The 21,055-nt window shown below is 70.8% G+C and carries 21 protein-coding genes; 10 read left to right on the top strand and 11 right to left on the bottom strand.

From position 1 onward, the window contains the following. Positions 1-83: 83 nt before the first annotated feature. Positions 84-1,484 carry a protein kinase domain-containing protein gene (locus tag ACWDX7_RS25850; protein ID WP_451491888.1) on the top strand — a complete coding sequence of 467 codons (1,401 nt, stop codon included), beginning with the start codon at positions 84-86 and terminating at the stop codon, positions 1,482-1,484. 168 nt (positions 1,485-1,652) lie between these two features. Further along, positions 1,653-3,128 carry a glutamate--cysteine ligase gene (locus ACWDX7_RS25845; RefSeq protein WP_451491887.1) on the top strand — a complete coding sequence of 492 codons (1,476 nt, stop codon included), beginning with the start codon at positions 1,653-1,655 and terminating at the stop codon, positions 3,126-3,128. A gap of 49 nt (positions 3,129-3,177) precedes the next feature. Here the strand turns inward: ACWDX7_RS25845 and ACWDX7_RS25840 are convergent, their stop codons facing one another. Both ACWDX7_RS25840 and ACWDX7_RS25835 read right to left on the bottom strand, forming a co-directional pair. Continuing rightward, a complete protein-coding gene (locus tag ACWDX7_RS25840; RefSeq protein ID WP_451491886.1) occupies positions 3,178-4,218 on the bottom strand; it encodes a DMT family transporter in 1,041 nt (346 codons plus the stop codon). A 95-nt stretch (positions 4,219-4,313) separates the two neighbouring features. Continuing rightward, positions 4,314-5,045 carry an ArsR/SmtB family transcription factor gene (locus ACWDX7_RS25835; protein ID WP_451491885.1) on the bottom strand — a complete coding sequence of 244 codons (732 nt, stop codon included), beginning with the start codon at positions 5,043-5,045 and terminating at the stop codon, positions 4,314-4,316. 406 nt (positions 5,046-5,451) lie between these two features. On the opposite strand from ACWDX7_RS25835, the gene ACWDX7_RS25830 reads away from it, so the two are divergent. After that, complete coding sequence (locus ACWDX7_RS25830; protein WP_451491884.1) at positions 5,452-5,847, top strand: hypothetical protein; 396 nt, start codon at positions 5,452-5,454, stop codon at positions 5,845-5,847. An 86-nt stretch (positions 5,848-5,933) separates the two neighbouring features. Here the strand turns inward: ACWDX7_RS25830 and ACWDX7_RS25825 are convergent, their stop codons facing one another. Then, complete coding sequence (locus ACWDX7_RS25825) at positions 5,934-7,193, bottom strand: serine hydrolase domain-containing protein (protein ID WP_451491883.1); 1,260 nt, start codon at positions 7,191-7,193, stop codon at positions 5,934-5,936. Between the two features lie 271 nt (positions 7,194-7,464). Between ACWDX7_RS25825 and ACWDX7_RS25820 the strand changes: the two genes are divergently transcribed. Beyond that, positions 7,465-7,677 carry a hypothetical protein gene (locus tag ACWDX7_RS25820; RefSeq protein WP_451491882.1) on the top strand — a complete coding sequence of 71 codons (213 nt, stop codon included), beginning with the start codon at positions 7,465-7,467 and terminating at the stop codon, positions 7,675-7,677. A gap of 121 nt (positions 7,678-7,798) precedes the next feature. Here the strand turns inward: ACWDX7_RS25820 and ACWDX7_RS25815 are convergent, their stop codons facing one another. From ACWDX7_RS25815 to ACWDX7_RS25805, 3 genes are all read right to left on the bottom strand, one after another. Next, the gene (locus ACWDX7_RS25815; RefSeq protein WP_451491881.1) at positions 7,799-7,993 is read right to left on the bottom strand and encodes a DUF1918 domain-containing protein; all 195 of its coding nucleotides are present in this window, start codon (positions 7,991-7,993) and stop codon (positions 7,799-7,801) included. Positions 7,994-8,108: 115 nt separating this feature from the next. Further along, positions 8,109-9,056 (bottom strand): NmrA/HSCARG family protein, encoded by a 948-nt coding sequence (locus tag ACWDX7_RS25810; RefSeq protein WP_451491880.1) that lies wholly within the window; start codon positions 9,054-9,056, stop codon positions 8,109-8,111. A gap of 214 nt (positions 9,057-9,270) precedes the next feature. Next, positions 9,271-10,011, bottom strand: a complete 741-nt coding sequence (locus ACWDX7_RS25805; RefSeq protein WP_451491879.1) for a carbonic anhydrase — start codon at positions 10,009-10,011, stop codon at positions 9,271-9,273. A gap of 147 nt (positions 10,012-10,158) precedes the next feature. Between ACWDX7_RS25805 and ACWDX7_RS25800 the strand changes: the two genes are divergently transcribed. Both ACWDX7_RS25800 and ACWDX7_RS25795 read left to right on the top strand, forming a co-directional pair. Beyond that, the gene (locus ACWDX7_RS25800; protein ID WP_451491878.1) at positions 10,159-10,908 is read left to right on the top strand and encodes a ZIP family metal transporter; all 750 of its coding nucleotides are present in this window, start codon (positions 10,159-10,161) and stop codon (positions 10,906-10,908) included. 161 nt (positions 10,909-11,069) lie between these two features. After that, complete coding sequence (locus ACWDX7_RS25795) at positions 11,070-12,149, top strand: FUSC family protein (RefSeq protein WP_451491877.1); 1,080 nt, start codon at positions 11,070-11,072, stop codon at positions 12,147-12,149. A gap of 38 nt (positions 12,150-12,187) precedes the next feature. Here the strand turns inward: ACWDX7_RS25795 and ACWDX7_RS25790 are convergent, their stop codons facing one another. Next, positions 12,188-12,760 (bottom strand): GNAT family N-acetyltransferase, encoded by a 573-nt coding sequence (locus ACWDX7_RS25790; RefSeq protein WP_451491876.1) that lies wholly within the window; start codon positions 12,758-12,760, stop codon positions 12,188-12,190. A 114-nt stretch (positions 12,761-12,874) separates the two neighbouring features. Here ACWDX7_RS25790 and ACWDX7_RS25785 point away from each other — a divergent pair, with 114 nt between their 5' ends. Then, complete coding sequence (locus ACWDX7_RS25785; RefSeq protein ID WP_451491875.1) at positions 12,875-14,497, top strand: endonuclease/exonuclease/phosphatase family protein; 1,623 nt, start codon at positions 12,875-12,877, stop codon at positions 14,495-14,497. Between the two features lie 173 nt (positions 14,498-14,670). On the opposite strand, the gene ACWDX7_RS25780 is transcribed toward ACWDX7_RS25785, so the two are convergent. From ACWDX7_RS25780 to ACWDX7_RS25770, 3 genes are all read right to left on the bottom strand, one after another. Next, positions 14,671-14,871 carry a hypothetical protein gene (locus ACWDX7_RS25780; protein ID WP_451491874.1) on the bottom strand — a complete coding sequence of 67 codons (201 nt, stop codon included), beginning with the start codon at positions 14,869-14,871 and terminating at the stop codon, positions 14,671-14,673. Positions 14,872-15,019: 148 nt separating this feature from the next. Continuing rightward, positions 15,020-15,895 carry a YihY/virulence factor BrkB family protein gene (locus tag ACWDX7_RS25775; protein ID WP_451491873.1) on the bottom strand — a complete coding sequence of 292 codons (876 nt, stop codon included), beginning with the start codon at positions 15,893-15,895 and terminating at the stop codon, positions 15,020-15,022. Positions 15,896-16,115: 220 nt separating this feature from the next. Beyond that, complete coding sequence (locus tag ACWDX7_RS25770) at positions 16,116-16,478, bottom strand: subtilase-type protease inhibitor (protein WP_451491906.1); 363 nt, start codon at positions 16,476-16,478, stop codon at positions 16,116-16,118. Positions 16,479-16,977: 499 nt separating this feature from the next. Between ACWDX7_RS25770 and ACWDX7_RS25765 the strand changes: the two genes are divergently transcribed. Then, positions 16,978-17,877: an aminoglycoside phosphotransferase family protein gene (locus ACWDX7_RS25765; protein WP_451491872.1), complete on the top strand. Its 900-nt coding sequence runs from the start codon at positions 16,978-16,980 to the stop codon at positions 17,875-17,877. A 336-nt stretch (positions 17,878-18,213) separates the two neighbouring features. Here the strand turns inward: ACWDX7_RS25765 and ACWDX7_RS25760 are convergent, their stop codons facing one another. After that, positions 18,214-19,449, bottom strand: a complete 1,236-nt coding sequence (locus ACWDX7_RS25760; protein WP_451491871.1) for an MFS transporter — start codon at positions 19,447-19,449, stop codon at positions 18,214-18,216. A 145-nt stretch (positions 19,450-19,594) separates the two neighbouring features. Between ACWDX7_RS25760 and ACWDX7_RS25755 the strand changes: the two genes are divergently transcribed. After that, complete coding sequence (locus ACWDX7_RS25755; protein WP_451491870.1) at positions 19,595-20,101, top strand: MarR family winged helix-turn-helix transcriptional regulator; 507 nt, start codon at positions 19,595-19,597, stop codon at positions 20,099-20,101. 63 nt (positions 20,102-20,164) lie between these two features. Further along, positions 20,165-20,815, top strand: a complete 651-nt coding sequence (locus ACWDX7_RS25750) for a DUF7691 family protein (protein WP_451491869.1) — start codon at positions 20,165-20,167, stop codon at positions 20,813-20,815. Positions 20,816-21,055 lie beyond the last annotated feature (240 nt).

Raw genomic sequence — 21,055 nt, 5'->3', positions numbered from 1 at the left:
ACGCGCCGTTCCCGGGCCGGTGCGTAGCACGACCCGCGAGGGGTAAGCGCGCGGCACTGCCCGCGAGTGGAGGAGGACCCCGCATGCCTGCCCGGCCCGTCCCCGCGTACGGAGCGCTCCCCGAAGGCGACACCCTGCTGGGTGGTCGCTACCGGCTTGAAGCCCCCATAGGGTCCGGCGGTACGGCGGACGTATTCCGCGCCGTCGACCAAGTGCTCGGGCGTGAGGTGGCCGTCAAAGTGTTCCGCGCCGGCACGGACACGGTCACCGCCGACCGTTTCTGCGACGAAGCGCGCACGCTGGCCCGCCTCTCCCACCCCGCCCTGGTCACCGTCTACGACGCCGGCCGCCACGGGCAGGGCGCGTTCATGGTCACGGAGTTCATCCGCGGTGTCACCTTGCGCACCCGGATGGACGCCGGCCCCCTCAGCCCCGTCCAGGTGGCACGGCTCGGCGCCGACATCGCTTCGGCCCTCGACCACGTACACGCCCACGGCATCATCCACCACGACGTGAAACCCTCCAACGTCCTGCTGCGCGAGGACGGTTCTCCGCACCTGGCCGACTTCGGGCTGTCCAGGACCGTGCACGACCGGTCGCACAGCGGGCCTGACACACTGGTCGGCACGCTCGCCTACATGGCCCCCGAGCAGTTGCTCGGCCAAGGCGCGAGTACGGCCAGCGACGTCTACGCCTTGGGAGTGACCCTCCTCGAAGCACTCACCGGCGACCGCGCGTGCCGGGGAACACCCTTGGAGGTCGCCACCACCCACCTCCTGCATCCGCCCCGCGTACCCGAGGGGCTGCCGGACGGCCTGCGCCGCTTGCTGAAGGCGATGACCGACCAGGATCCCCAGGCGCGCCCCGACGCGACCGGCGTCCATCTGCGCCTGCGGGACATCGCGTACGCAGGCATCTCGCACGCAACGGAATCCCGCGCCGAGGTGAGTCCGGCGCGCACGGACGCCTCCACGCACCGCTCACCGCTGCCGCCCCTCGCCGCCGGCCGCCCTGCCGCTGAACCGGTGCGACGGCTCGCACCGACGGAGAGGCTCGCTCCGGCCCGTCGGCATGCCGCTGCACTCGGTCTCGCGGCGGTGAGTGTCGCCGGCGCCTGTGCGCTCCTGCTGGGCGGCGTTCCCGGGGGCGAGGAGACACCTGCGACCGCGCCCTCGCGCCGGCCGCCGGCATCGGAGGGAGCCGAGGCGGCGGGCCCCCGGGGAACGCCGCCCGCGCCGACGCCCCCCGCACAGTCAGCGTCACAGTCGGCGTCACAGTCAGCGTCCGGAACCCGGGAGCTTCCGGTCGCAGCGCCGTCCGACGCCCCGGACCGGCCGGCGTCCAGCACGTCTGGGGACTCGTACGCCCCGCACCCCGGCGGTGACCGCCCGGCGAAGGCACCGGGGCCGACGAAGGCACCGCGGCCGGCGAAGGCCAAGGACGACAACAAGAAGGCGAAGGGCGATCAGGGCAAGGGACGGTGATCGAGCCGGCGCCCGGCGGTGGCTCGCTCTGCCGTCAGGGCCCGGCACCGACTTTGATCACACGGCAAGGACGCCGACGATGGCGGCGCGGCGTGCGGCGTGCGACTCTGGAGGCAGAACGCGCCCGCGAGCGCCCGGAGCCGAGCCCCGGGGGACTCGGGAGGTCCGATGGGACGGGATGTCCCGGCGCTGGTGTTCACTCGGGAGGACCGGCGTCGTTACCGCAGCAAGACGCAGTCCTGCCTCGACGCATTCGCCCGCATGCTGCGCGAGGCCCGGTTCGACTACGAGAGGCCGCAGGTCGGCCTGGAGATCGAGCTCAACCTGGTCGACGGTTCCGGCGAACCGGCCCTGCGCAACAACGACGTCCTCGCCGCCATCGCCGACCCCGCCTGGTCGACCGAGCTGGGCCGGTTCAACCTGGAAGTCAACATGCCGCCTCGGCGGCTGGCCGAGGGCGGCGGCACCGATGCCTGGGAGCGCGAGATCCGTGACGCGCTCAACCACGCCGAGGAGCGGGCCGCAAGGGTCGGCGCGCACCTCGTCATGATCGGCATCCTGCCCACGCTCCAGCAGCAGGACGTGGGAGCGCACGCCCTCTCGGAGAATCCGCGCTACCACCTGCTGAACGAGCAGGTGTTCGCCGCCCGCGGCGAGGACCTGCGGATCGCGATCGACGGGGTCGAACGGCTGCGTGCGTACGCCGACACGATCACCCCGGAGGCAGCGTGTACCAGCACGCAGTTCCACCTTCAGGTCGCCCCCGAGGACTTCCCCGCCTACTGGAACGCGGCGCAGGCCGTCGCGGGGATCCAAGTGGCCCTCGCCGCGAACTCCCCCTTCCTGTTCGGCAAGGAGCTGTGGCGCGAGACCCGCATCCCGCTGTTCGAGCAGGCCACCGACACCCGCTCCGAGGAGATCAAGGTGCAGGGAGTACGGCCCCGGGTGTGGTTCGGGGAGCGCTGGATCACGAGCGTCTTCGACCTCTTCGAGGAGAACCAGCGCTACTTCCCCGCCCTGCTGCCGCTCTGCGAGGACGAGGATCCGCACGCCACCCTCGAAGCGGGAGACATCCCCGAACTGGCCGAGCTGACCCTGCACAACGGAACCATCTACCGGTGGAACCGCCCCGTCTACGCCGTCGCCCACGGCAAACCGCACCTGCGCGTGGAGAACCGGGTCCTGCCGGCCGGGCCGACCGTGGCCGACATCCTCGCCAACGGCGCCTTCTACTACGGCCTGACCCGGGCGCTGGTGGAGGAGGAACGCCCGGTGTGGTCCCGGATGTCCTTCTCCGCCGCGGAGGACAACCTGCACACGGCCGCCCGGCACGGCATCGACGCCTCCCTGTACTGGCCGGGCATGGGTGAGGTCCCGGCCGCCGAACTGGTCCTGCGCCGGCTGCTGCCGTTGGCGCACCGGGGGCTGGAGGCCACCGGCATGGACGCCGTCCGGCGCGAGCCGCTGCTGGGTGTGATCGAGCAGCGTTGCGTGTCCGGGCGCAACGGCGCCACCTGGCAGTCGGAGATGTTCCACCACCTCGACGACCACCTGCACCGCCACGAGTCGCTGCGCCGGATGACGTGCCGGTACACGGAGTTCATGCACATGAACGCCCCGGCACACACCTGGCCCGTCGACTGACCGCTTCGCGCCCCTTGGCCGGCGGGCGGTGGCCGCGAGCACCTGCACCTCATCGCGGCTCGCGCGGGGGGACCCCTGGACCGGGGTGAGGTTCTCCGGCGCGTCGGGCGGTCGCGCGGGCGTCGGCTCCTTCGGCGCGGCCCTCGGTCCGGCTGCGCTCACCCGCATCTTGCGCGGGCTCCTCGGCGGCGGAGCCCTTCGCGGAACGCGGCCGAGAGCGGGACACCACCACCCCCGCCAGGCAGAGCACCCCACCGAGCAGGGTGAGCCAGGCCGGGACCTCGCCCAGCAGCATCCAGCTCAGCAGCACCACGATGGCGGGCACGGCGTACGTCGTCGCGCCCAGCTTCGCCGCCGGCATGCGCTTCAGGGCGTAAGTCCACGTGGTGAAGGCGAGCGCGGTGGGCACGACCCCCAGATAGACCATGTTGAGCGTCGCCGACAGCGGCGCCCCCGGGAGCTCCGTGGCAAGCTGCCCGGCGAACGGCAGACAGGCCACGGCGCCGACCAGACAGCTGTACGCGGTGACCTGCAGGGGTGTCCCGAAGGACAGCGCGGGCTTCTGAGCGACCACACCACTCGCATACGCCACCGCGGCGAGCAGGCACAGGACGACTCCCAGCACCGAGGTCGAACCGCCTTCCCCCGATGACATGGACAGGCCCACGATCACCGCTCCGCCGAAGGAGACGGCCATACCTGCCAGCAGCCGCGGTGGCAGCGCCTCGCCGAGCAGCCGCGCCGCGAGCAGGGCCATGAGGATCGGCCCGACGTTGACCAGGAGGGCCGCCGTACCGGCATCGACCAGACGTTCACCCCAGTTCAGCGCGACCGTGTAGCCGCCGAACCAGACCACTCCGGACAGCAGGATCCCGCCCCGGGCTCCCCTCGGTGGCAGGCCCTCGCGGCGTATCACCAGCAGGACGACCAGGACCAGCGACGCGGCCAGTAGCCGACCGAGGGCCAGTGCTCCGGGTGAGAACACCGTCCCCGCGCTGCGGATCGAGACGAAGGCGGACGCCCAGGCGAACACAGTGAAGCTGACGGCGCCGATGGTGAGCACGCGCGGTGGGGTCAAAGGGAGCTTCATCTCTCCACTCTAAACACGCGACGTTTCGGCGTCCACCGAAATGATTTCGTATCGACCAGGCTGCCGCCCCGCTGCCGGGCGGCAGGCCCATCCCCTCAGCTCCAGACCTGCGGGGCGATTCCCAGGAGCTCGCCGAAAGCCCGCTCACCCGCCGCGGTCACCTGGAGCACCCGGCCCCCTCCCGCCGGCCGCACCACCCACTTCTCGTCCAACGCCCGTGCACACAGCCGGGCGCCGGCCAATCCGCCCAGATGGCGACGCCGCTCGGTCCAGTCGAGGCAGGAGCTCACCAGCGGTCGGCGCCCCTCCCGGGCGAGGCCGACGCCCGCCCGCTCACACCATTCCCGACCCGCCTCGGTCAGCTCGAAGACCCCGTCCGTGAGCAGCAGCCCGCGTCGCTCCATGGCGTCCGTGACCGCCATGCCCAGTCGCCCGGCGAAGTGGTCGTAGCAGGTGCGGGCGCAGGCCAGCGGGTCGGGCGCGGAGACCACGGGCGCCGCGTGGGCCGCGTCCCGGTACGGGATGGCGTGCGAGGCCAGCTCGTCGACGAGGCGAGCCGTAGCGGCATCGGCGATCCGCACGTAACTGTGGCGGCCCTGCCGCTCGCTCACGCAGATCCCCGCATCGAGCAGGCGGCCCAAGTGCCCGCTGACGGTGGACGGCGCGACTCCCGCGACCCGGGCCAGCTCACCCGCGGTCCAGGCACGTCCTTCGAGCAAGGTCAGGCAGATGGCCGCCCGCGTCTCGTCGGCCAACGCCCCGGCGAGAGCGGCGAGCCGCGCGGCGGGTGCGACGGCGTCGGCCCGAGCCCCGGCATGCGTATTCATGCTCCCAGCATGCCCTAAAAGTTCGGGCTGTGCCGAAGGGCCCCTGAGTCTGCCCAGGTAAGCGCGCCCCTCCCGATCACCACCTGGATGCCCTTGAAGCTCGTCGGCGGTATCAACAAGCGGCGGCCGAACGTCGAGGACCTCGCCGCCGCAAGGGCGTTCGCCGAGCGGCTGCGGGACGGGAAGGGGCCCGTGCTGTGACCGTGCCGCCTCGGGCGCGCTGCCGGGGAAGGCGAGGCAGGAGGCGGCTTCGGCCAGGGGCGGGGTTGCGCGTACCGCAGTGCCGGCTCTGCGTCCGCGAAGGCCGGCGCACATAATGGGCGCCACCCTGGGCTGGCCCCATGCGCGCGCCCTGGTCGGGCCGGACCGGGCGGACAGCAGGCGCCGATCGAGAGATGACATAGAGATGACGCTCAAAGAAGGCCAGCGAGTGAAACTGGCGGCGGATGTCAGGCTGACCGATTCGGTCGCCACGACGGGGGACCCATCGGCCTCGGCCGCGGCCGTCGCCGGTTTTCTGTCCCTGGGAGCCGGCACCGAGGGAACCGTCGAACGGGTGGTGGTCGAGGACCGGCCCCAGAGCCAGGAGGTCCGCGAGTACGAACGGCTCAAGTCACTTCTGGTCACCTTCGGCCATGAGATGCCCGCGGAGAGCAGGAAGCAGCTCGAAGAGCAGGTCGGCTCTCTGGAGCCCGCATGGATCGCGTACCAGGAACTCAGCTTCCGCGTCGTGGTACGCGTCCACTTCGACAACGGTCTCATCCTCGACGACGCCCCCGAAGACATCTTCACGCCCGCCTGATCCACCCGGCCCACGCACGCCCCGGGCCCCTGCCCCACCACGGGCAGATGGGCCTGGCGCAGGGGCCGGGGGCTCGTACGCGGAGGCTAGTGCGGGAAGGCGGCGAGGGAGTCGGGGAGCCGCCGCGGCGGAGACGACGGCTTTCCGGTCGGGTCCGGCGCCTTGCCGCAGAACTCCGCTTCGATCACGTTTATGTAGAGCGATCCGTCCCGCAGCCAGTCGCCGTTGGCGTTGAACGTCAGCTGGTGCGTCCCGTCCCGCGTGCCGACCATCGCGGACAGGGAACCGTTCGTACGGCCGCTCTTGCCCACGACCTTCACGCCGCAGGACAGTTCCGCGAACTCGACTCCGAGCCCGTACCCGAACCCGTCCCCCGCCGGTACCTCATCGAGCATTTCCCTCATCTCCGCAGAGGGCAGTAACTCGCCCCGCATCAGGGCATGCTGGAAGCGGTTGAGGTCACCGCTGGTGGAGATGATGTCGCCGGCCGCGCCCAGCCAGGTCATGTTCTGCTCGGTGGCGTCATGGACCTTGGCGTCGGGGGCATCCTGGTGGAGCCGGGAGTAGCCGATCGGGTGCGGGTTCGGCATCTGCGGCGACGTGCCGGGGAACGACGTCCCGTGCAGTTTCAGCGGCTGGATGATGCGGCGGGTGACCTCCTGCTCGTACGCGTGGCCCGTCGCACTTTCGATGACCATCCCGGCGATCACAAAGTTCGTGTTCGAGTACGACGGCGCCCTCTGCGGATACGGCTGCGGCGGGTACTCGAGCGCGATCCGCACCAACTCCTCGGGGGTATGGGTGTCATACCGGTGCTCCGGAAAACCGAGGCCGGCGGCGTCGTGCAGGAACGCGCGGTCGTCGGTGTAGTTGGCGATGCCGCTCGTGTGATTGAGCAGTTGACGCAGACGGATCTGGCTGCCGTCGTACCCGTTGCCCTGCACCAAGCCGGGCAGCCAGGTCTCGACGCTGTCGTCCAGGCTCAGTGTCCCCTCCGCCTGCAGTTGGAGCAGGACGGTCGCGATGAACGTCTTGGTGATGCTGGCCCCGCGGAAGTGGTCGCCCGCGGTGCGCTTGCGGCCCGTGCCGGTATCCGCGTAACCGGCCGCGCCGGCCCACCTCCCCTTGGCATCCTGGGCCTTGGCGGCCACCCCGGGCAGTCCGCCCTTCGCGACCAGATCGCGCAGTGCGGCCCGGGTCGCCTCGTGTCCGCGCTGCGGCTGCGCCGCGGATACGGGCACGGGCGCGGACGGGGACGCGTACGCGGGCGGGGCGAGCGTGGCCGCTCCCAACGCTGCCGCCCAGGCGAGAGCGAGTGAGGCGGTACGTACAGCCGGCTGCTTCATGGGTGTCGGCCTCCAAGTCACCGAGGGGGGGCCGGTTGTGCCCCCGCGGTGTGGATGACGCCGGACCGGGGCTCCTGGGTTGACCGGCTCGGCCCCCTTCACTCCCTCCCCCGTCGCTCCCCCTCCTGAGGCACCTGGGTGGAATACGCCTGCGGAGGGGTGACCCGAGAGCGCGGGGCACGGCCAGGACGGTGTACCGGGGCAGGATGTCGTCGGCCGCTCGGCCGCCCGTTCACCGGGTCACCCATCACCAGATCGCGAGGACGTGCTCATGGACACCGATCCCCTCTCCCGGTTCCTCCAGGCCCTCACCCCGACGAGACGGGAGGCCGTACGGCAGTTGCCGCGCGACCGGCAGGAGGCGATGGCCGCGGAGTGGGAGAGGCGGCTCAGCGACGACGTCTCCCTCCTGACGGTGAGCGAACTCGACCCGCACGCAGCGGAGGCCCGGGCGGCCGCGGAAGTCGCCGGGGAATACCTCTGACGGAAGGCGTCCGGCGCACCGATTTCGGGGCGGAGAGGGGGCCGCGGGCACGACGGCCGGACAGGCTGTCGCGTACCTGCCGCCGTACCCGCCCCCGCCCCACCCTGGGCACGGCCTGCGGCTATTCGTCGTCCGCGAAGTGCCGCACCACGGTGTCCGGGCCGGGGCTCATGATGGTTTCGTGCCCGTCTTCGAACCGGACCCGGTAGGGCGGGGTGCCGTTCTCTCCCAGCACCTCGATGACCTCCGCCGTCCGGTCGTGTTGACCGACGATCCGCCCGTGCACCACAAGCCGGTCGCCCACAGTCGCCTGCATCCCACATCTCCGTTCAGTAGCTGTGATGGCCCTCGCCGAGGTACCCGGTCCGGCCCTGCCCCACGCCCTGTATCACCCGAACGCGGCCCCGTAAATTGCGGCGCGCGCCGGTCAGTCAGGACAGGGAGAACTGGTCGCGGTGCGCGGCCAGCCAGGTCCGGAAGTCCTGCAGGCCGGGGTGGAGCGCGCGGACGGCTTTGAGGTCGCGGGCCGCGGTGAAGGCATGCTCGCAGTCGGCGTAGTACTGGAACATGTTGCCGGACTCCTCGGCGCCGGGGAAGCCGAGCGCGCGGAAGGCGTCCGGTGTCAGGGACCGGTAGCGGAACGGTCGCCCCAGGACCTCCGTCATCGCCGCGGCCATGTCGGCGACCTTCAGGTGCTCCCCGGCGATGCTGATGGTGGCGGCGATGAAGTCGGTGCCGCCCTGGAAGACGGCCAGCGCGGTCCTGCCGATGTCCTCGACGGCGATGCCGGAGAGCTTGCTGTCTCCCATGGGGAAGACGAGCTCGAAGGTGCCGTCCGCACCCCGCTGGGGGGCGAACATGCCGAGCAGGTTGTCCCAGTAGAAGGTGGTGCGCAGGAACGTGGTGGGGACGCCCGCGTCGAGGAAGAAGTGGTCGGCCTCCGCCTTGGCGTCGAAGTGCGGCACCTTGTACGAGCCCTGGAGGGTCGGCATCCGGTCGTCATCGAGCGGAATGCACTCGCGGGTGTCCTCCAGCGTGGACCAGATCGCGTGCTGCACCCCGGCGTGCCCGGCCGCCCGCGCCATGGCCTGTGCCTGTGCCTGCTCGCGCTCCGCTGACGTGTGCTCCCAGAAATTGGTCATCAGGAAGGCGCCGTAGGCCCCTTCCATCGCCGGCCCGAGGCTCGCCTCGTCATCGATGTCGGCCTTGACCACCTCGGCACCGAGCCGTTCCAGCTCCCTGGCCCGCTCCGAATCCGGATTGCGCGTCACGGCCCGCACCGCGAAACCGCTGTCCTTGTCCTCCAAGGCCGCCCGCGCCAGGGCCCCGCCCTGCTGCCCCGTCGCGCCGAACACGGTGATGATCCGCCTGCCGTCCATCGCCAGCACCTCTCCTTGTCGCAGCCGCTGCAGGAACCTGCTAGCGCAACCTACGGCGGTGAAACCCCCCAGCCGCGCCGTACACGCCGACACACCCCCGGGCCGCCCACGAGAGCGGTCCTCCCGTACTGTCCCGCAGACGGAACGGCATCCGGCATGCCACGCCCCGCTCCCCCGCCCGGAGCTGCTGCTCAGTCGCCGGGGCCCGGGACGGTCAGTGGATGCGGCTGACGCGCTGGCTGGAGAGCTCGTAGCGGGCTCCGACCACCGCCAGCGTCCCCGCGGCGACCCGGGGTGCCAGGTCCGGCTCGGCCGCGAGCCGTGCGCCTACCCGGCGGACGTTCGCGGTGACGGCCGCATCCAGCCGGGCGGCGCTTGGCAGCGTGTGGTCGATCGCCGGGCGGATCTGGTCCGCGAGGTAGCGGACGTGGGCCGGCAGGGCATCGCCGCTTTCGTCGGCGAGGACCGCTGCCGCGATGGCCCCGCAGCCCTGGTGGCCCAGCACCACGATCAGCGGCACGCTCAGCTCCAGGACCCCGTACGAGATGCTCCCCAGGATCGCCTCGTCCAGGACTTCGCCCGCCGACCGGACGGTCAACAGGTCGCCCAGCCCTTGGTCGAAGACGAGCTCCGGGGGCACCCGGGAGTCGACGCAGCCCAGCACCACGGCGAAGGGGTGCTGCCCGGCCACCAGCGTCCGCCGCAGGGCCTGGCCCTCGTCCGGATGCCGCTCGTGCAGGGTGCGCCAGCGGCGGTTCCCGGCCTCCAGTTCCCGCAGGGCGCTCTCCGGCGTGGCCGGCCTCGCCCGCGGTGCCCCGGAGGCGGTGGAGATTCCGGAATCGCCGGACACCAGCCCGGCTCCCACCGCCGTCGCCGCCGCCACCGCCCACAGGAACCGGCGCCGACCCCGTGCCCCTTCCGCGCCCGGGCGGTCGGGTGCCTCATCCTTCCTCATACCGGCCCACGGTAGCCGCCGTTCGTCCAGCCCGGTCTACCGCGCACCGTCGGCACCCGCACGGCGGCCGCCGTGCGGGTGCTGTTGCGGAACTCCTGGCCGGGTAGGAGCAGCGCATATGTCAGCAAGGGAAGAGGAGCGCGGGCGATGACGGGAGCGTTGACTGCCGGAGGATGGGGGCTGTTCGCCGGGGCGGCTCTGCTGATCGGGGCGGGCATCGGCTCGCTGGTGCGCGTCCCACCGCGGCTGATCGCTCTGGTCATGGCCTTCGGCAGCGGCGTACTGATGGCCGCGGTGTCGTTCGAGCTGATCGCCGACGCGTACGAACGCTCGGGTATGTGGCCGGTGGCCACCGGAGCGGTCGGCGGAGCCGCGGTGTACTCGGGTGCCAATGCCCTCCTCGCGCGCCGTGGCGCGCAGCACCGCAAGCGTTCGGGGGGCGTGCAGCCTTCCGAGGACGAGGTGCCGGGGTCGGGCAACGCCATCGCTCTGGGCGCGCTGCTCGACGGGATCCCCGAGTCCGTCGTGATCGGCACGAGCCTGCTGGGCGGGGGCCACCTCGGTGTGGCGACGGTGGGGGCGGTGTTCATCAGCAACATTCCCGAGGGGCTGGCCAGTTCCGCCGGCATGCGGAGCGCCGGACGCAGCCGCACCTACGTGTTCGTGCTGTGGGGCGCCATCGCCGTGATCAGCGGGCTCGCGGCGCTGGCGGGTTACACCCTGCTGGGCGGGGCTTCCGAGGCGGTGATGGCAGTGATCACCGCCGTGGCCGGAGGAGCGATTCTGGCAATGATCGCCGACACCATGATCCCCGAGGCGTACAGCAAGGTCCATCTGATGACGGGGCTGGTGACCGTGATCGGCTTCCTGTCGGCCTTCGCCCTCTCGCACCTGTAAGTCCGAGCGCGCGGCGCGTCGCGGCGGGGCTTACGCCCGTTTGCCGTCCGCTGACGGGGCATACGGCCCCGGGGAGGTGATTCATCGTGCCTGAACCGGACCAGGCGCCGGGAAGAGTCAGGGCGACGGTCACGGCGAGGGCCGACTACCTTCGGCGTGCCGTGCGGGCGGCGGGAAGCGAGCGGGACGACCTGCTCCTCGGCGCCAAGTCCGTGGTCGCGGCCATGGCCGCGTGGATGCTGGCGCGCTACCTGCTGCCGCCGGCGGTCGCTACGTTCGCTCCGTTCACCACCTTGGTGGCTCTGCAGACGACCGTGTACCGCTCGGTGCGGGACAGTGTCCAGTACCTGCTGGCGATGGCCGTGGGGGCCACGCTCGCCGCCACCCTGGCGGCCAGCGCCGGCATCCACGGCTGGACTTTCGGCCTCCTCACCCTGATCGCGCTCTGTGTGGGAAGGATCCGGCGGTTCGGGCAGCAGGGGATCCAGGTGGCCATCGTCGGCTTCTTCGCCTTCTCCTCCGGAGAGGGCCGGATCGACTACATCGGTCACCTGGCCGGCTCCGTGGTCATCGGCGCCCTCTGCGGGCTGGGCGCCCATCTCGTCCTGGCCCCCGCCCGGCACACCCGCCACCGGCAGCAGGCCGTCGCCGATCTCTACCAGGGCATGAGCCGGCGCATCGACGGCCTGGCCGACACCTTCGAGGCGAGCGCCCCGGACGCAGAAGGCGTACGACAGTGGCGCCGGGACTGGCGGCGGTTGTCCGAGGACTGCGAGCGCATCCGGCGCGGCATCGAAACGGAGATCGAGAACGGCCGCCTGAACCCTCGGCGCAGCTTCGCGGGCGCCGACGAGGCCCTTCCGCGGGCCCGCGACGCGGTCACCGCGGCGGAACGCGGCCTGGATCACCTGCGCTCCATGACCCGCACCTTGGACTACGCCCTCGACAGTGAAGAGTTCGAGAACCTGCCCGGCTTCTTCCGGACGGGCTTGGGCTCCGTGTTGCGGACGGTGGCCGCAGCCATGGAGGAGAGGGGCAAGACGTCCCGTACGGACGCCGAGCACCTCGCCGGTGTGCTCGACGAGGCGGAGGAGGAACTCGACCGAGTCCAGGAGCGGGCCCGGGCATTTCCGGACGCCTCATCGGCCGTCCACACCCTGCAGGGCACCCTCCTGACGGATGCCGCCCGCCTCCTGTCCGAACTCCACCCGGACCGCCAGATCCTCACCCCGAGGTCCTGAGCTTGCCAGTGCAGTAGGGCGGGACGGGATGGGGCTGGTCAGCGGAGGTCGAGGCGCATCAGGACGCGGGGGTGGCCGGCCAGGACCGAGGTGGTGTCGGCGGCGTGGACGAAGCCGGCGCGCTCGAAGTTCTTGCGGATTCCGGCGTAGGCCATCGTCAGGTCGACCTTGGCGTCACCGTTGTCGAGGGGGTACGCCTCGATCGCCGGTGCGCCGTGGGCGCGGGCGAAGTCGACCGCACCGGCGATGAGGGCGTGCGAGATGCCCTTCTTCCTGTGACCGGGGCGTACGCGGATGCACCACAGCGACCAGACCGGCAGGTCGTCGACGTGCGGGATCTTGCGGTTGCGCGCGAACGAGGTGTCCGAGCGCGGCGCCACGGCGGCCCAGCCGACCGGCTCGCCATTGTCGTACGCGAGCACCCCCGGAGCGGGCTTTTTGCGGCACAGCTCGGCGACGTACTCCCCCCGGGCCGGCCCGCGCAGCTCGTTGTTGGGCTTGGAGGGGATCCGGTAGCTCAGGCACCAGCAGACGTTGGCCCCGGGGGACTTCGGTCCGAGGAGGGTACGGACGTCCTCGAAGACGGAAGCGGGGCGAACTTCGATGGCCATGCCACCACGATGTCACGGCGTACGGGGCGACGCCCCCGATCTCCGCGCCGTGACGTCGGCGGCGGCGGTGTCCCCGACGCGGCGAATAAAGCGGCAAGTGCGATAATCCCTTCCGTGCGCGACGTCGCGTACCACGCAAGGGGGGATTTAATGCGTCGTTTTATCAGCCTGCTCACAGTGTTCTGCGCTCTGATAGCGGGGTTTCATACACTGACAGCGGCTCCGGCAAACGCCACGGAGATATCCGGCGACGCTCATGTGACCCGAAAGTCGGCGGGCCAGAAATGGGCGCTCAAGTCCCTGGCGAACGGCAAGTACGTATCCGCCGGAATGAAGGAAAACGTTGCGGAATATGAATGGAGCCTGCGAGCGCGAAGTGACGCTCCAAACGGGTGGGAGCGCTTTACCCTGCACACCAACCATGCCGCGAAGACCATCGGCATGCGCTTCGATGCCACGGGATTCTTCGCCTCCGCGGAGTTCGCCGACCCCGCCCCTCGTACGGGGATGCTTCGTGCCGCGGGTGTCAGACTCGGGCAGTGGCAGCAGTTCCACCCCGAGTACCTGGCCGATATCCCACCGGCGGGTTCTCCCGTCGGCTCACGCGTCGTGGCACTGGGGGCCAGGAAGGCAGCCACGGGCTCGGAGGCGCCCGCGGAAGACGAAGTGCTGCGATATGTGTCGGCCGATGTGAGTGAGTCGGGGCAGGGTATGTTGCGTGCCCGCGCATCGAAGATCGGCTCTTGGGAGAAATTCGCTCTGGAGCCCGTCGCGAATGACGAGGGTGCGGCTGACGAAGGGGAGCAGCCCCCGACCGCCGGGTCGGCCCCCGCCAGTGAGCTCAACGTGATGACCTGGAATGTCTGTGCGAACAACAAGGATTGCACGGGATGGAGCGGCGGACTTGCCGGTCATGAGCAATTGACCGCTGAAATCCAGGCGCGCCTGCGCAATCCGCATCCGGACAACGAGCGGCTGCCGGATGTGATTTTCTTTCAGGAGTTCTGCGAGAAGCACGCCGGCCATGTTGAGCTGATGCTGGAGAAGCCGGTTGCGGAGGGTGGGACGGGGCGCGGCTGGGATGTCCGGTTCGCGCCCATCCATCAGCAGCTGGGCGGGCCGCTGATCCAGAAGCAGTGTTCCCTTACCGATCGCTACGGAAAGAGCGTTCCCGACCGTGGCTCCTACGGCGTCGCCATCGCCGTCCCGGATGACAACGTCTGGTACAAGCGCCACGATCTTCCCTCTCCGGACTATGAGAAGCGCACTGCCCTGTGTGCCGTCATGCCCGCACAAGCCGTTGCCGCTTGCTCCGCCCACTTCAGCTCCGGCTACACGTTCGATGACCCTGCGGGGACTCAACGCACAGAACAAGCGCAGAAGATGCTGGACATCACGGCGGAGTACGAGGCGAGGGGCTACCGCGTCGTTTTCGGAGGTGATTTCAATCTTGTTCCCCCCTTCCCCGGTGCCGACGCGAGCCAAGGAGGCCCGAGCGACGCATTGAACGTTGTCTACGATCGCTACCAGGAGTGCGGACAGTCCGGTCGTCCGGATGCCCTTCGTACGGGCCGCCCGACGGCCAACGAGAACAAGGAGACCGGCGAGCCTACCAGGAAGCTGGACTACATCTTCTCCCCCAAGGACGCGCCGATCACGGACTGCACGGTCTCTGCCACCCCGGGCGCATCGGATCACTGGACTTTGTACGGCAAGGTGTCCCTGCCGGCCAAGTAAGTGCGGATTCAGGTGACATCGCACCGGCGGCCCGCCAACCCCAATTGAGCGGTTCTTCGAGAACCCCGGCGTCCGACCGAGGAAGTCGCCCGGAGCCACCTGTGTCCCCTGCCCGCCCCGCCGACCGACCCGGGCGGCGGAAGCGGGGCACATACGCAGGACATGGGGGAGGGCTACTTCGAGGAAGCGTTCTGCGCCGTCTGAAGGGCTTGGGCCGCGATGGTGATCGCCTCTTCGTCGTGGCCCGACGCCTTCTTTTCCTGGGCGTCGTAGAGCGACATGCGGAGCAGCTCCATGGTGTGTTCCGGCAGCGCGTTCGAGGCGACGATGTCTTCGAGTTGCCGGATGGTCTGTGTTGCCAGGTCGTCGGGCATGGGTGGTCTCCTCTGTTGTGGATCAAGACCAAGGGACGGTGCCACGCCACGGAGAGAGGAACACGGCGGCTTGTTGCCAAACCACTCTCACGTGTGACCGGAGGCACCCTCATGCCCGGCGGACCGGAAGCGGCCCCGGACCGGCCTGTTACGCCCCCTCCCGTGCGAGCACCGCGTTGAACTGCGCGCCCGTGAGGAGCGCCAGGTTGCTGAACCACAGCCATACGAGAAAGACGACGATCCCGGCCAGGGAACCGTAGAGCCGGCTGTACGTCCCGAACTCGGCGTAGAGAGTGAAGAGCACGGAGGCCCCGAGCCACAGGAAGGCCGCCAGGACCCCGCCCGGCAGCCCCCGGCGCGTTCCCCTGACTTGGCGGGGCCCGGTCCGGAAAAGGATGAGGATCAAGGACGTGACGATGGCCAGGAGGACCGGCCACCGCAGGAGGAGCACGGTCTCCACGCCCCCGTAACCGGCCGCCATCGCGAGGCGGCGGGCCAGAGGCGCGGCCGCGACCAGGCTCGCGGCACCCGCTACGAGCAGGGCCAGCAGCACGCCGGCGGTCAGGACGAGGATGTGTGCCGCGCGCAGGGGCGGCCGGGTGTCCGGTAGCCGGTGCATCGTGTGCAGGGCGCGGCGGAAGACCGCCAGGTAGCTGGAGGCGGACCACAGGGCGCTCACGACACCGCTGATGAGCAGTCCCCACATGGAAGACGGCTGTGAGGTCAGACCGTCCAGCGCGTCCCGCAGCATCTGAGCGGATTCGGCAGGGGCGTACGAGGTGATGTCGAGGATCAGGCGCTCACGGGTGCTGGCACCGGCCAGCCCCACGAGGGAGACGGCGACGAGGAGGGCGGGCACCAGACTCAGCACCGCGTAGTAGGTGAGGGCGGCCGCGTAGTCAGCGATGTTGTCGTCCCAGAGGCGTACCGCGGTGCGGCGCAAGGCCGTGCGTACCCGCGCCACGAGTGCGGCGGCGCCGGTTCCCGATGCGCCCGAGGGCCTGCGGACCGTGTTCGTTGTCACGAGGCGCTCTTGCCCGTCGCTACCGTTCTCACCCGTCGCGGCACGGCGCGCGCGGCGGGGTCACGCGAGTCCCGGCCTGCGGCGTCGGCGGGGCTGGGCAACATGTACGGCGCTCGCGCCTCCGCCGCCGGAACGCCCGGCCGCGGGGGCCGGGCGGGCGGGGCGGGACCGACCCAGGTGAGCACCGGGGCCGGTCAGTACATGACCGGGCAGCACACGGTCAGAAGGCGAAGACCGCCTTGTCGTTCAAAGTGGCGGACATGACGCAGGAGTTGGAGAAGGTGTGCTTCCAGGCGACACGGCCGCCCTGCCAGACTCCGTCCGCGGTCACGGTGACGGGGTCGTAGTGCATGGGGCAGGCCCGGTCCGGGCTCGGCGCGGCCAGCAGACGGTCGAACGCGCCGCCGGTGGCAGACAGGGCCTTGCAGGCGGCCTTCGGGTCGGGGTGCGTCCCCTGTGCGGTCGGCGCGCAGCTGAGGGTGGATGCCCGGACGACGGAGGACGTGGCGGCGTCGTCCCCTTGGGCAACGGTGAAGACCAGCGCGGACGGGGCGTACAGGCTTGCGGGCTGGGCCGCCGCCATCCCGGTGGCGCCCGCGAGGCAGAGGAGGGCAGCGGCAGAGACAGCAGCGAAGCGGTGACGCACGACAGACTCCCTTTCAATCTGAAGGTTCAGCGCGATTTTTTCTTTCGGTATCGCGCCCTGATGACACTCAGCCTGTCTGACATGAAGGCCAGATGCATATCGACGGCCGATTTACGGACAGGGCGTCCGCATGCCGGTTACCGAATGGTCGTTCGGGCAGCTCATAGGGGGTGCGCCGGCTCCGGAACGGCGCACGAATCCCCGGTGAGACCGACCATGACCTGCTCTCATGAGCCCGCTGACCTGCTGCCGGCCGGGCGCGGTTCATCTGACGTCCATCCAGCTTGACCGGATGTGTGCGGTTGGGCCGAGGCATTGGGTGGCATCGAAGCCCGGCTGTGCGGATCGGGCCGGGGCGGGGCGGGGCGGTTCCCCACCCGCCGCAGCCGGAAATGCGATGGACGCCCGGCGGTGTCGGGCGATCGAATGGCTGCCCATGAGCACAGGACGGATCCATGCGCGCATGCACTGCATCGACGAGGACCTCGTACGGCGGCTCGTCGCCGGGCAGTTCCCGCAGTGGGCGGGGCTGACGGTGGCGCGGTTTCCGTCCGGCGGCACGGTCAACGCCATGTACCGGCTGGGTGAGGGCATGGTCGTACGGCTGCCGCTGGGGAACGGCGGGGCGCAGGACGTGACGATGGAGCGGGAGTGGCTGCCTCGCCTGGCCTCCCGGCTGCCCACGGCCGTCCCCGAGGTGCTGGCGGCCGGGGAGCCCGCCGAGGGGTATCCGTGGGCGTGGTCGGTCTACCGGTGGCGGAGCGGAAAGAACCCCGAGGCCGGGGCGCTGAGCCAGCCCGTTCCGATGGCCGAGGACCTGGCCGGCTTCGTGTCGGCGATGCGGAGCATCACCCTGCCCGGGGCACCGCAGGCCCATCGCGGCGGTCCGCTCTCCTCGCTCGACGCCGCGACCCGGGCGGCGATCGAGGAACTGCGGGGGATCCCTCAGGAGGGCGTCGACTGCGATGCCGCGGCCGCCGTATGGGAGGACGCGCTGCGGGCGCCGGCCTGGGACGGGCCGCCGGTGTGGCTGCACGCCGACCTCATGCCGGGCAATCTGCTGGTGCACGGCGGCAGGCTGACCTCGGTGATCGACTTCGGGTGCACGGGGGTGGGCGATCCGGCGTGCGACCTGTTCCCGGCGTGGAATCTGCTGCCGGCCGGTGCGCGGGAGGTCTTCCGCGAGAAGCTCGGCGTGGACGACGCGACGTGGATTCGCGGTCGCGGGCGGACGCTCTCACAGGCACTGATCGCGCTGCCGTACTACCGCGGGACGAACCCGGCCATGGCGCACAACGCCCGGCACGTGATCCGGGCGGTACTGGGAGCGGGCTGAGCCCCGCCCGTACGGAGCCGCGGTTACGAGGGCTGCCGCCGAGACCTGCCGCCGAGACCTCCCCCAGAGGGCTGCCGGCGCGTGAGCCGATTCCATGAGCCGGGCTGCGTGAGGCCGAGCCCGTGGGGGGCCGCCTGCGGACGTGCGGGCTCCTCCCCCGCCCGCAGGGGGTGGTCCTCGTCGCGGGGCGGCGGCGCGGGCGCGGGGGTGCTGCCCGTCCCAGCGGTCCGAGCGGCAGGCGCGATCCACGCCCGCCCACAACGCTCGTGCCCCATACACCTGGCCCGCCTCCGCCGTGCCGGCGGGGCGGGCTCGAGAATGCCGGCCTGGGGTGGCTCAGCCGCCGAGAACCAGCGCTGTGGCGATGGCCGGGCCGAAGGCGCCGCCCAGTTGGTAGCAGAGGGCGAACAGGCCGATCGCCGTGGGGCGCTGGGGGTCGGGGGCGGTCGACGCGGCGTGCATCGAGAGGACGGCGTTGCCTGCCGTGGCGGCGAACACTCCGCCCATGGTGGCGGCCAGCAGGAGCGGCGCGGAGCCGCTGAACGCCGCCAGCAGAGCGGCCAGCACGCCGATCCCGATCAGCACCGCCAGTACGGCCGTCCGCCCGATCCGTGCCGAAGCCGCCGCCAGCAGCCAGGACAGCGCCGACCCGGCGAGCAGAGCCACGAGCTGCCCGGCTCCGGCGGAGCCGCTGTCCCAGCCCGCCCGGTCGGCCAGCAGCCGGGGCACGGCGAACAACAGGGTGAAGTACGAGGCCGACAGGACCAGGGCCAGCAGCGCCGAGCTGACGAAGACGGGCTTGCGGAGCAGGGCGGCCGGTACGAATCCGTCGGGGTGCCGCCGTACGTGCAGCGCGAGCACCACCCCGGCGAAGGCGGCCGAACCGACCGCGGCCAGCGGCGCGTGCGGCAACAGGACCAGCGCCGTGGCCAGTACGGTCAGCAGCCCGGCGCCGCGCGCGTCGAACCTGCCCTGAGCGGGTGCGGCCGCCGTCGCGTACTTGCTCACGGCGGGCACCGCCAGCAGGGCGATCGCCGAGACGGAGAGCGAGAGCCGCCAGGACACCGCCTGCGAGAGCTGGGCACCGAGCAGCGGGCCGGCCGCGCCGAGCATCCCGAAGCCGGCGCTGACGACGCCCATCCTGCGGGCGGAGCCGGCGAGGCTCATCGTCGCGGCCACGAGCCCGGCGCCGCCGCCCGCCTGCGCCGCGCGCCCCAGCAGGGTCAGGGGCAGCCAGGGTGAGGCCGCGACCAGGAGCGTGCCGCCCAGTACGAGCACGGTGCACAGCTGGAGTAAGGCCCGCAGGCCCCGGCGGCGCAGTAACCCGGCCATCAGGGGGGTGCCGACGGCCATGGCCCAGGCGAAGGCGGCGACGAGCCAGGCCGCGGTCGAGGTGTCCGCTCCGAGGGAGCGGGCCATGTCCGGAAGGATCAGTACCGGAGAGTTGGCTCCGGCGGCGATGGGGGTGGCCAGCAGCACCAGCCAGAAGACGGGGACCGGTCGTGGAGCGGCGGGCTTGGGGCGCTGCCCGACCGTGGGGGTGACTGAGGTACGGGCGGTGGGCGTGGCCATGGGCTCCGCTCCAATCCATCTCAAGATTGATTATCTTAACGTTAAAATAAAAGCACGACGGCGTCTCAACGTCAAGTCTCTTAACATTGAGCTAACCTGAATCAGTCAGCAGCGCGCGGGACCGGAAGCGGTAGCGAGGAGCATCATGGGTGACGCGGTGGACGTGATCGTCGGCCAGTGGGTGGCGGAGCGGCCTGACCTGTCCGAGGAGCTGTGGCCCATCGAGGTACTGGCCCGGATCCAGCGGATGAACCGGATCATCGAGAAGCAGCTCAAAGCCTTCGTGGCGGAACGCGAGCTGGAGGTGGGCGAGTTGGACATCCTGACCACCCTCCGCCGGTCGGGCCCCCCGTACACGCTGACCGCCGGCGCCCTCATCCCGGCGGCCATGGTGACCTCGGGGGCGATCACCAACCGCATCGACCGGATGGAAGCCAAAGGTCTGGTCGAGCGGATACGGGATGCCCAGGACCGCCGTTCGGTCCGGATCCGGTTGACGAAGCACGGCCACGAGATCACCGAAACCCTGATGGCCGAACACCTGCGCCACTACGCCGGACTCCTCGCCCCCCTCGACCGCACCACCTGCGCGACGGTCTCCGATGCCTTGCGCACCCTCCTGGAGGCCCACGGCGACACCTCGATCACCTGAGGCCTTCGCGCGCCAACCCTCCCGACGGACCTGATGTCAGGGCGGCTTGGCACCATTGCGATCATGAGTCACAACATCGCTTACTCCACCGCGGACAAGGCCGACGTCCTCGCCTACCTGGGCAGCAAGGGCCACCTCACGCCGGATCAGCTGCGCCGCCTCGACGGCATGCGCAAGGCAGCCAAGGCACACCAGAACAACCTCGATTACCAGGAGGTCGACTGGGGCCTGTCCATCCCCGACGCCCTCGACCACCTCATCGCCGGGCGCACCGACTCCACCGCGGAGTGCGCGGGCAACGCCTACACCTCCGCTCTCCAGCACATCATCGACTACAACGCTTCCGACCCCTCCCAGCTGGGCACGTACTCCAAGCCCTCGACCTTCTTCGGCCTGGTGGACGACGAGATGCGCCGCCTCGGCGTGCCCGCCGACCTCCTGCCCCACGGCTTCCTCTACGGCGGCCCGCCCGACGACTTCCCCTACCTCCCGTACTCGGTAGACGGCTATCCGGCCATCGGCCACCTTCCGCTGGCCAAGACCAAGCCCGCGGCAGACGCCTACCGGGCCGTCCTGGACCGGATGGATCCCGGCTTCCGGTACGACGTCCGGGAACTCATCGAGAAGCTCGAATTCGAGCACGAGGCGTGGGAGAACTCCACGAGGAACGTCGACTGGTACACCCAGGACACGCTCTTCTTCAAGCTCGCCTGACCGACATGCTCGGACGTGCGGAGGTCCGCCGGCCGTCCGGTGGCCCTCCGCACGTCTCTGCGGCCGTCCCCCCGCCAGCGCCCGGGGAGGAGCCCGTCCATCGCCCGCCGGTGACTCGCGCAAGGGCGTGAGGGTACCGCCTCCAGGTCTGCCGCGCCTTGGACTCGGCTCTTCTTCACCCGCAGGAGACCGAGTCTCAGCACTCTTTCGTCGCGCACGCCTCGCGGACTGTGTTCTTGC

It is taken from the genome of Streptomyces sp. NPDC003034 (assembly GCF_053591375.1).
Note: the sequence above shows the minus strand (reverse complement) of the source record. Positions and strands in the feature narration are given on the sequence as shown.

Excerpts from the sequence above, each read along its gene's own strand:
- ACWDX7_RS25850 (WP_451491888.1), top strand. The coding sequence starts at position 84 with ATGCCTGCCCGGCCCGTCCCCGCGTACGGAGCGCTCCCCGAAGGCGAC.
- ACWDX7_RS25845 (WP_451491887.1), top strand. The coding sequence starts at position 1,653 with ATGGGACGGGATGTCCCGGCGCTGGTGTTCACTCGGGAGGACCGGCGT.
- ACWDX7_RS25840 (WP_451491886.1), bottom strand. The coding sequence starts at position 4,218 with ATGAAGCTCCCTTTGACCCCACCGCGCGTGCTCACCATCGGCGCCGTC.
- ACWDX7_RS25835 (WP_451491885.1), bottom strand. The coding sequence starts at position 5,045 with ATGAATACGCATGCCGGGGCTCGGGCCGACGCCGTCGCACCCGCCGCG.
- ACWDX7_RS25830 (WP_451491884.1), top strand. The coding sequence starts at position 5,452 with ATGACGCTCAAAGAAGGCCAGCGAGTGAAACTGGCGGCGGATGTCAGG.
- ACWDX7_RS25825 (WP_451491883.1), bottom strand. The coding sequence starts at position 7,193 with ATGAAGCAGCCGGCTGTACGTACCGCCTCACTCGCTCTCGCCTGGGCG.
- ACWDX7_RS25820 (WP_451491882.1), top strand. The coding sequence starts at position 7,465 with ATGGACACCGATCCCCTCTCCCGGTTCCTCCAGGCCCTCACCCCGACG.
- ACWDX7_RS25815 (WP_451491881.1), bottom strand. The coding sequence starts at position 7,993 with ATGCAGGCGACTGTGGGCGACCGGCTTGTGGTGCACGGGCGGATCGTC.
- ACWDX7_RS25810 (WP_451491880.1), bottom strand. The coding sequence starts at position 9,056 with ATGGACGGCAGGCGGATCATCACCGTGTTCGGCGCGACGGGGCAGCAG.
- ACWDX7_RS25805 (WP_451491879.1), bottom strand. The coding sequence starts at position 10,011 with ATGAGGAAGGATGAGGCACCCGACCGCCCGGGCGCGGAAGGGGCACGG.
- ACWDX7_RS25800 (WP_451491878.1), top strand. The coding sequence starts at position 10,159 with ATGACGGGAGCGTTGACTGCCGGAGGATGGGGGCTGTTCGCCGGGGCG.
- ACWDX7_RS25790 (WP_451491876.1), bottom strand. The coding sequence starts at position 12,760 with ATGGCCATCGAAGTTCGCCCCGCTTCCGTCTTCGAGGACGTCCGTACC.
- ACWDX7_RS25780 (WP_451491874.1), bottom strand. The coding sequence starts at position 14,871 with ATGCCCGACGACCTGGCAACACAGACCATCCGGCAACTCGAAGACATC.
- ACWDX7_RS25770 (WP_451491906.1), bottom strand. The coding sequence starts at position 16,478 with ATGGCGGCGGCCCAGCCCGCAAGCCTGTACGCCCCGTCCGCGCTGGTC.
- ACWDX7_RS25765 (WP_451491872.1), top strand. The coding sequence starts at position 16,978 with ATGAGCACAGGACGGATCCATGCGCGCATGCACTGCATCGACGAGGAC.
- ACWDX7_RS25760 (WP_451491871.1), bottom strand. The coding sequence starts at position 19,449 with ATGGCCACGCCCACCGCCCGTACCTCAGTCACCCCCACGGTCGGGCAG.
- ACWDX7_RS25755 (WP_451491870.1), top strand. The coding sequence starts at position 19,595 with ATGGGTGACGCGGTGGACGTGATCGTCGGCCAGTGGGTGGCGGAGCGG.
- ACWDX7_RS25750 (WP_451491869.1), top strand. The coding sequence starts at position 20,165 with ATGAGTCACAACATCGCTTACTCCACCGCGGACAAGGCCGACGTCCTC.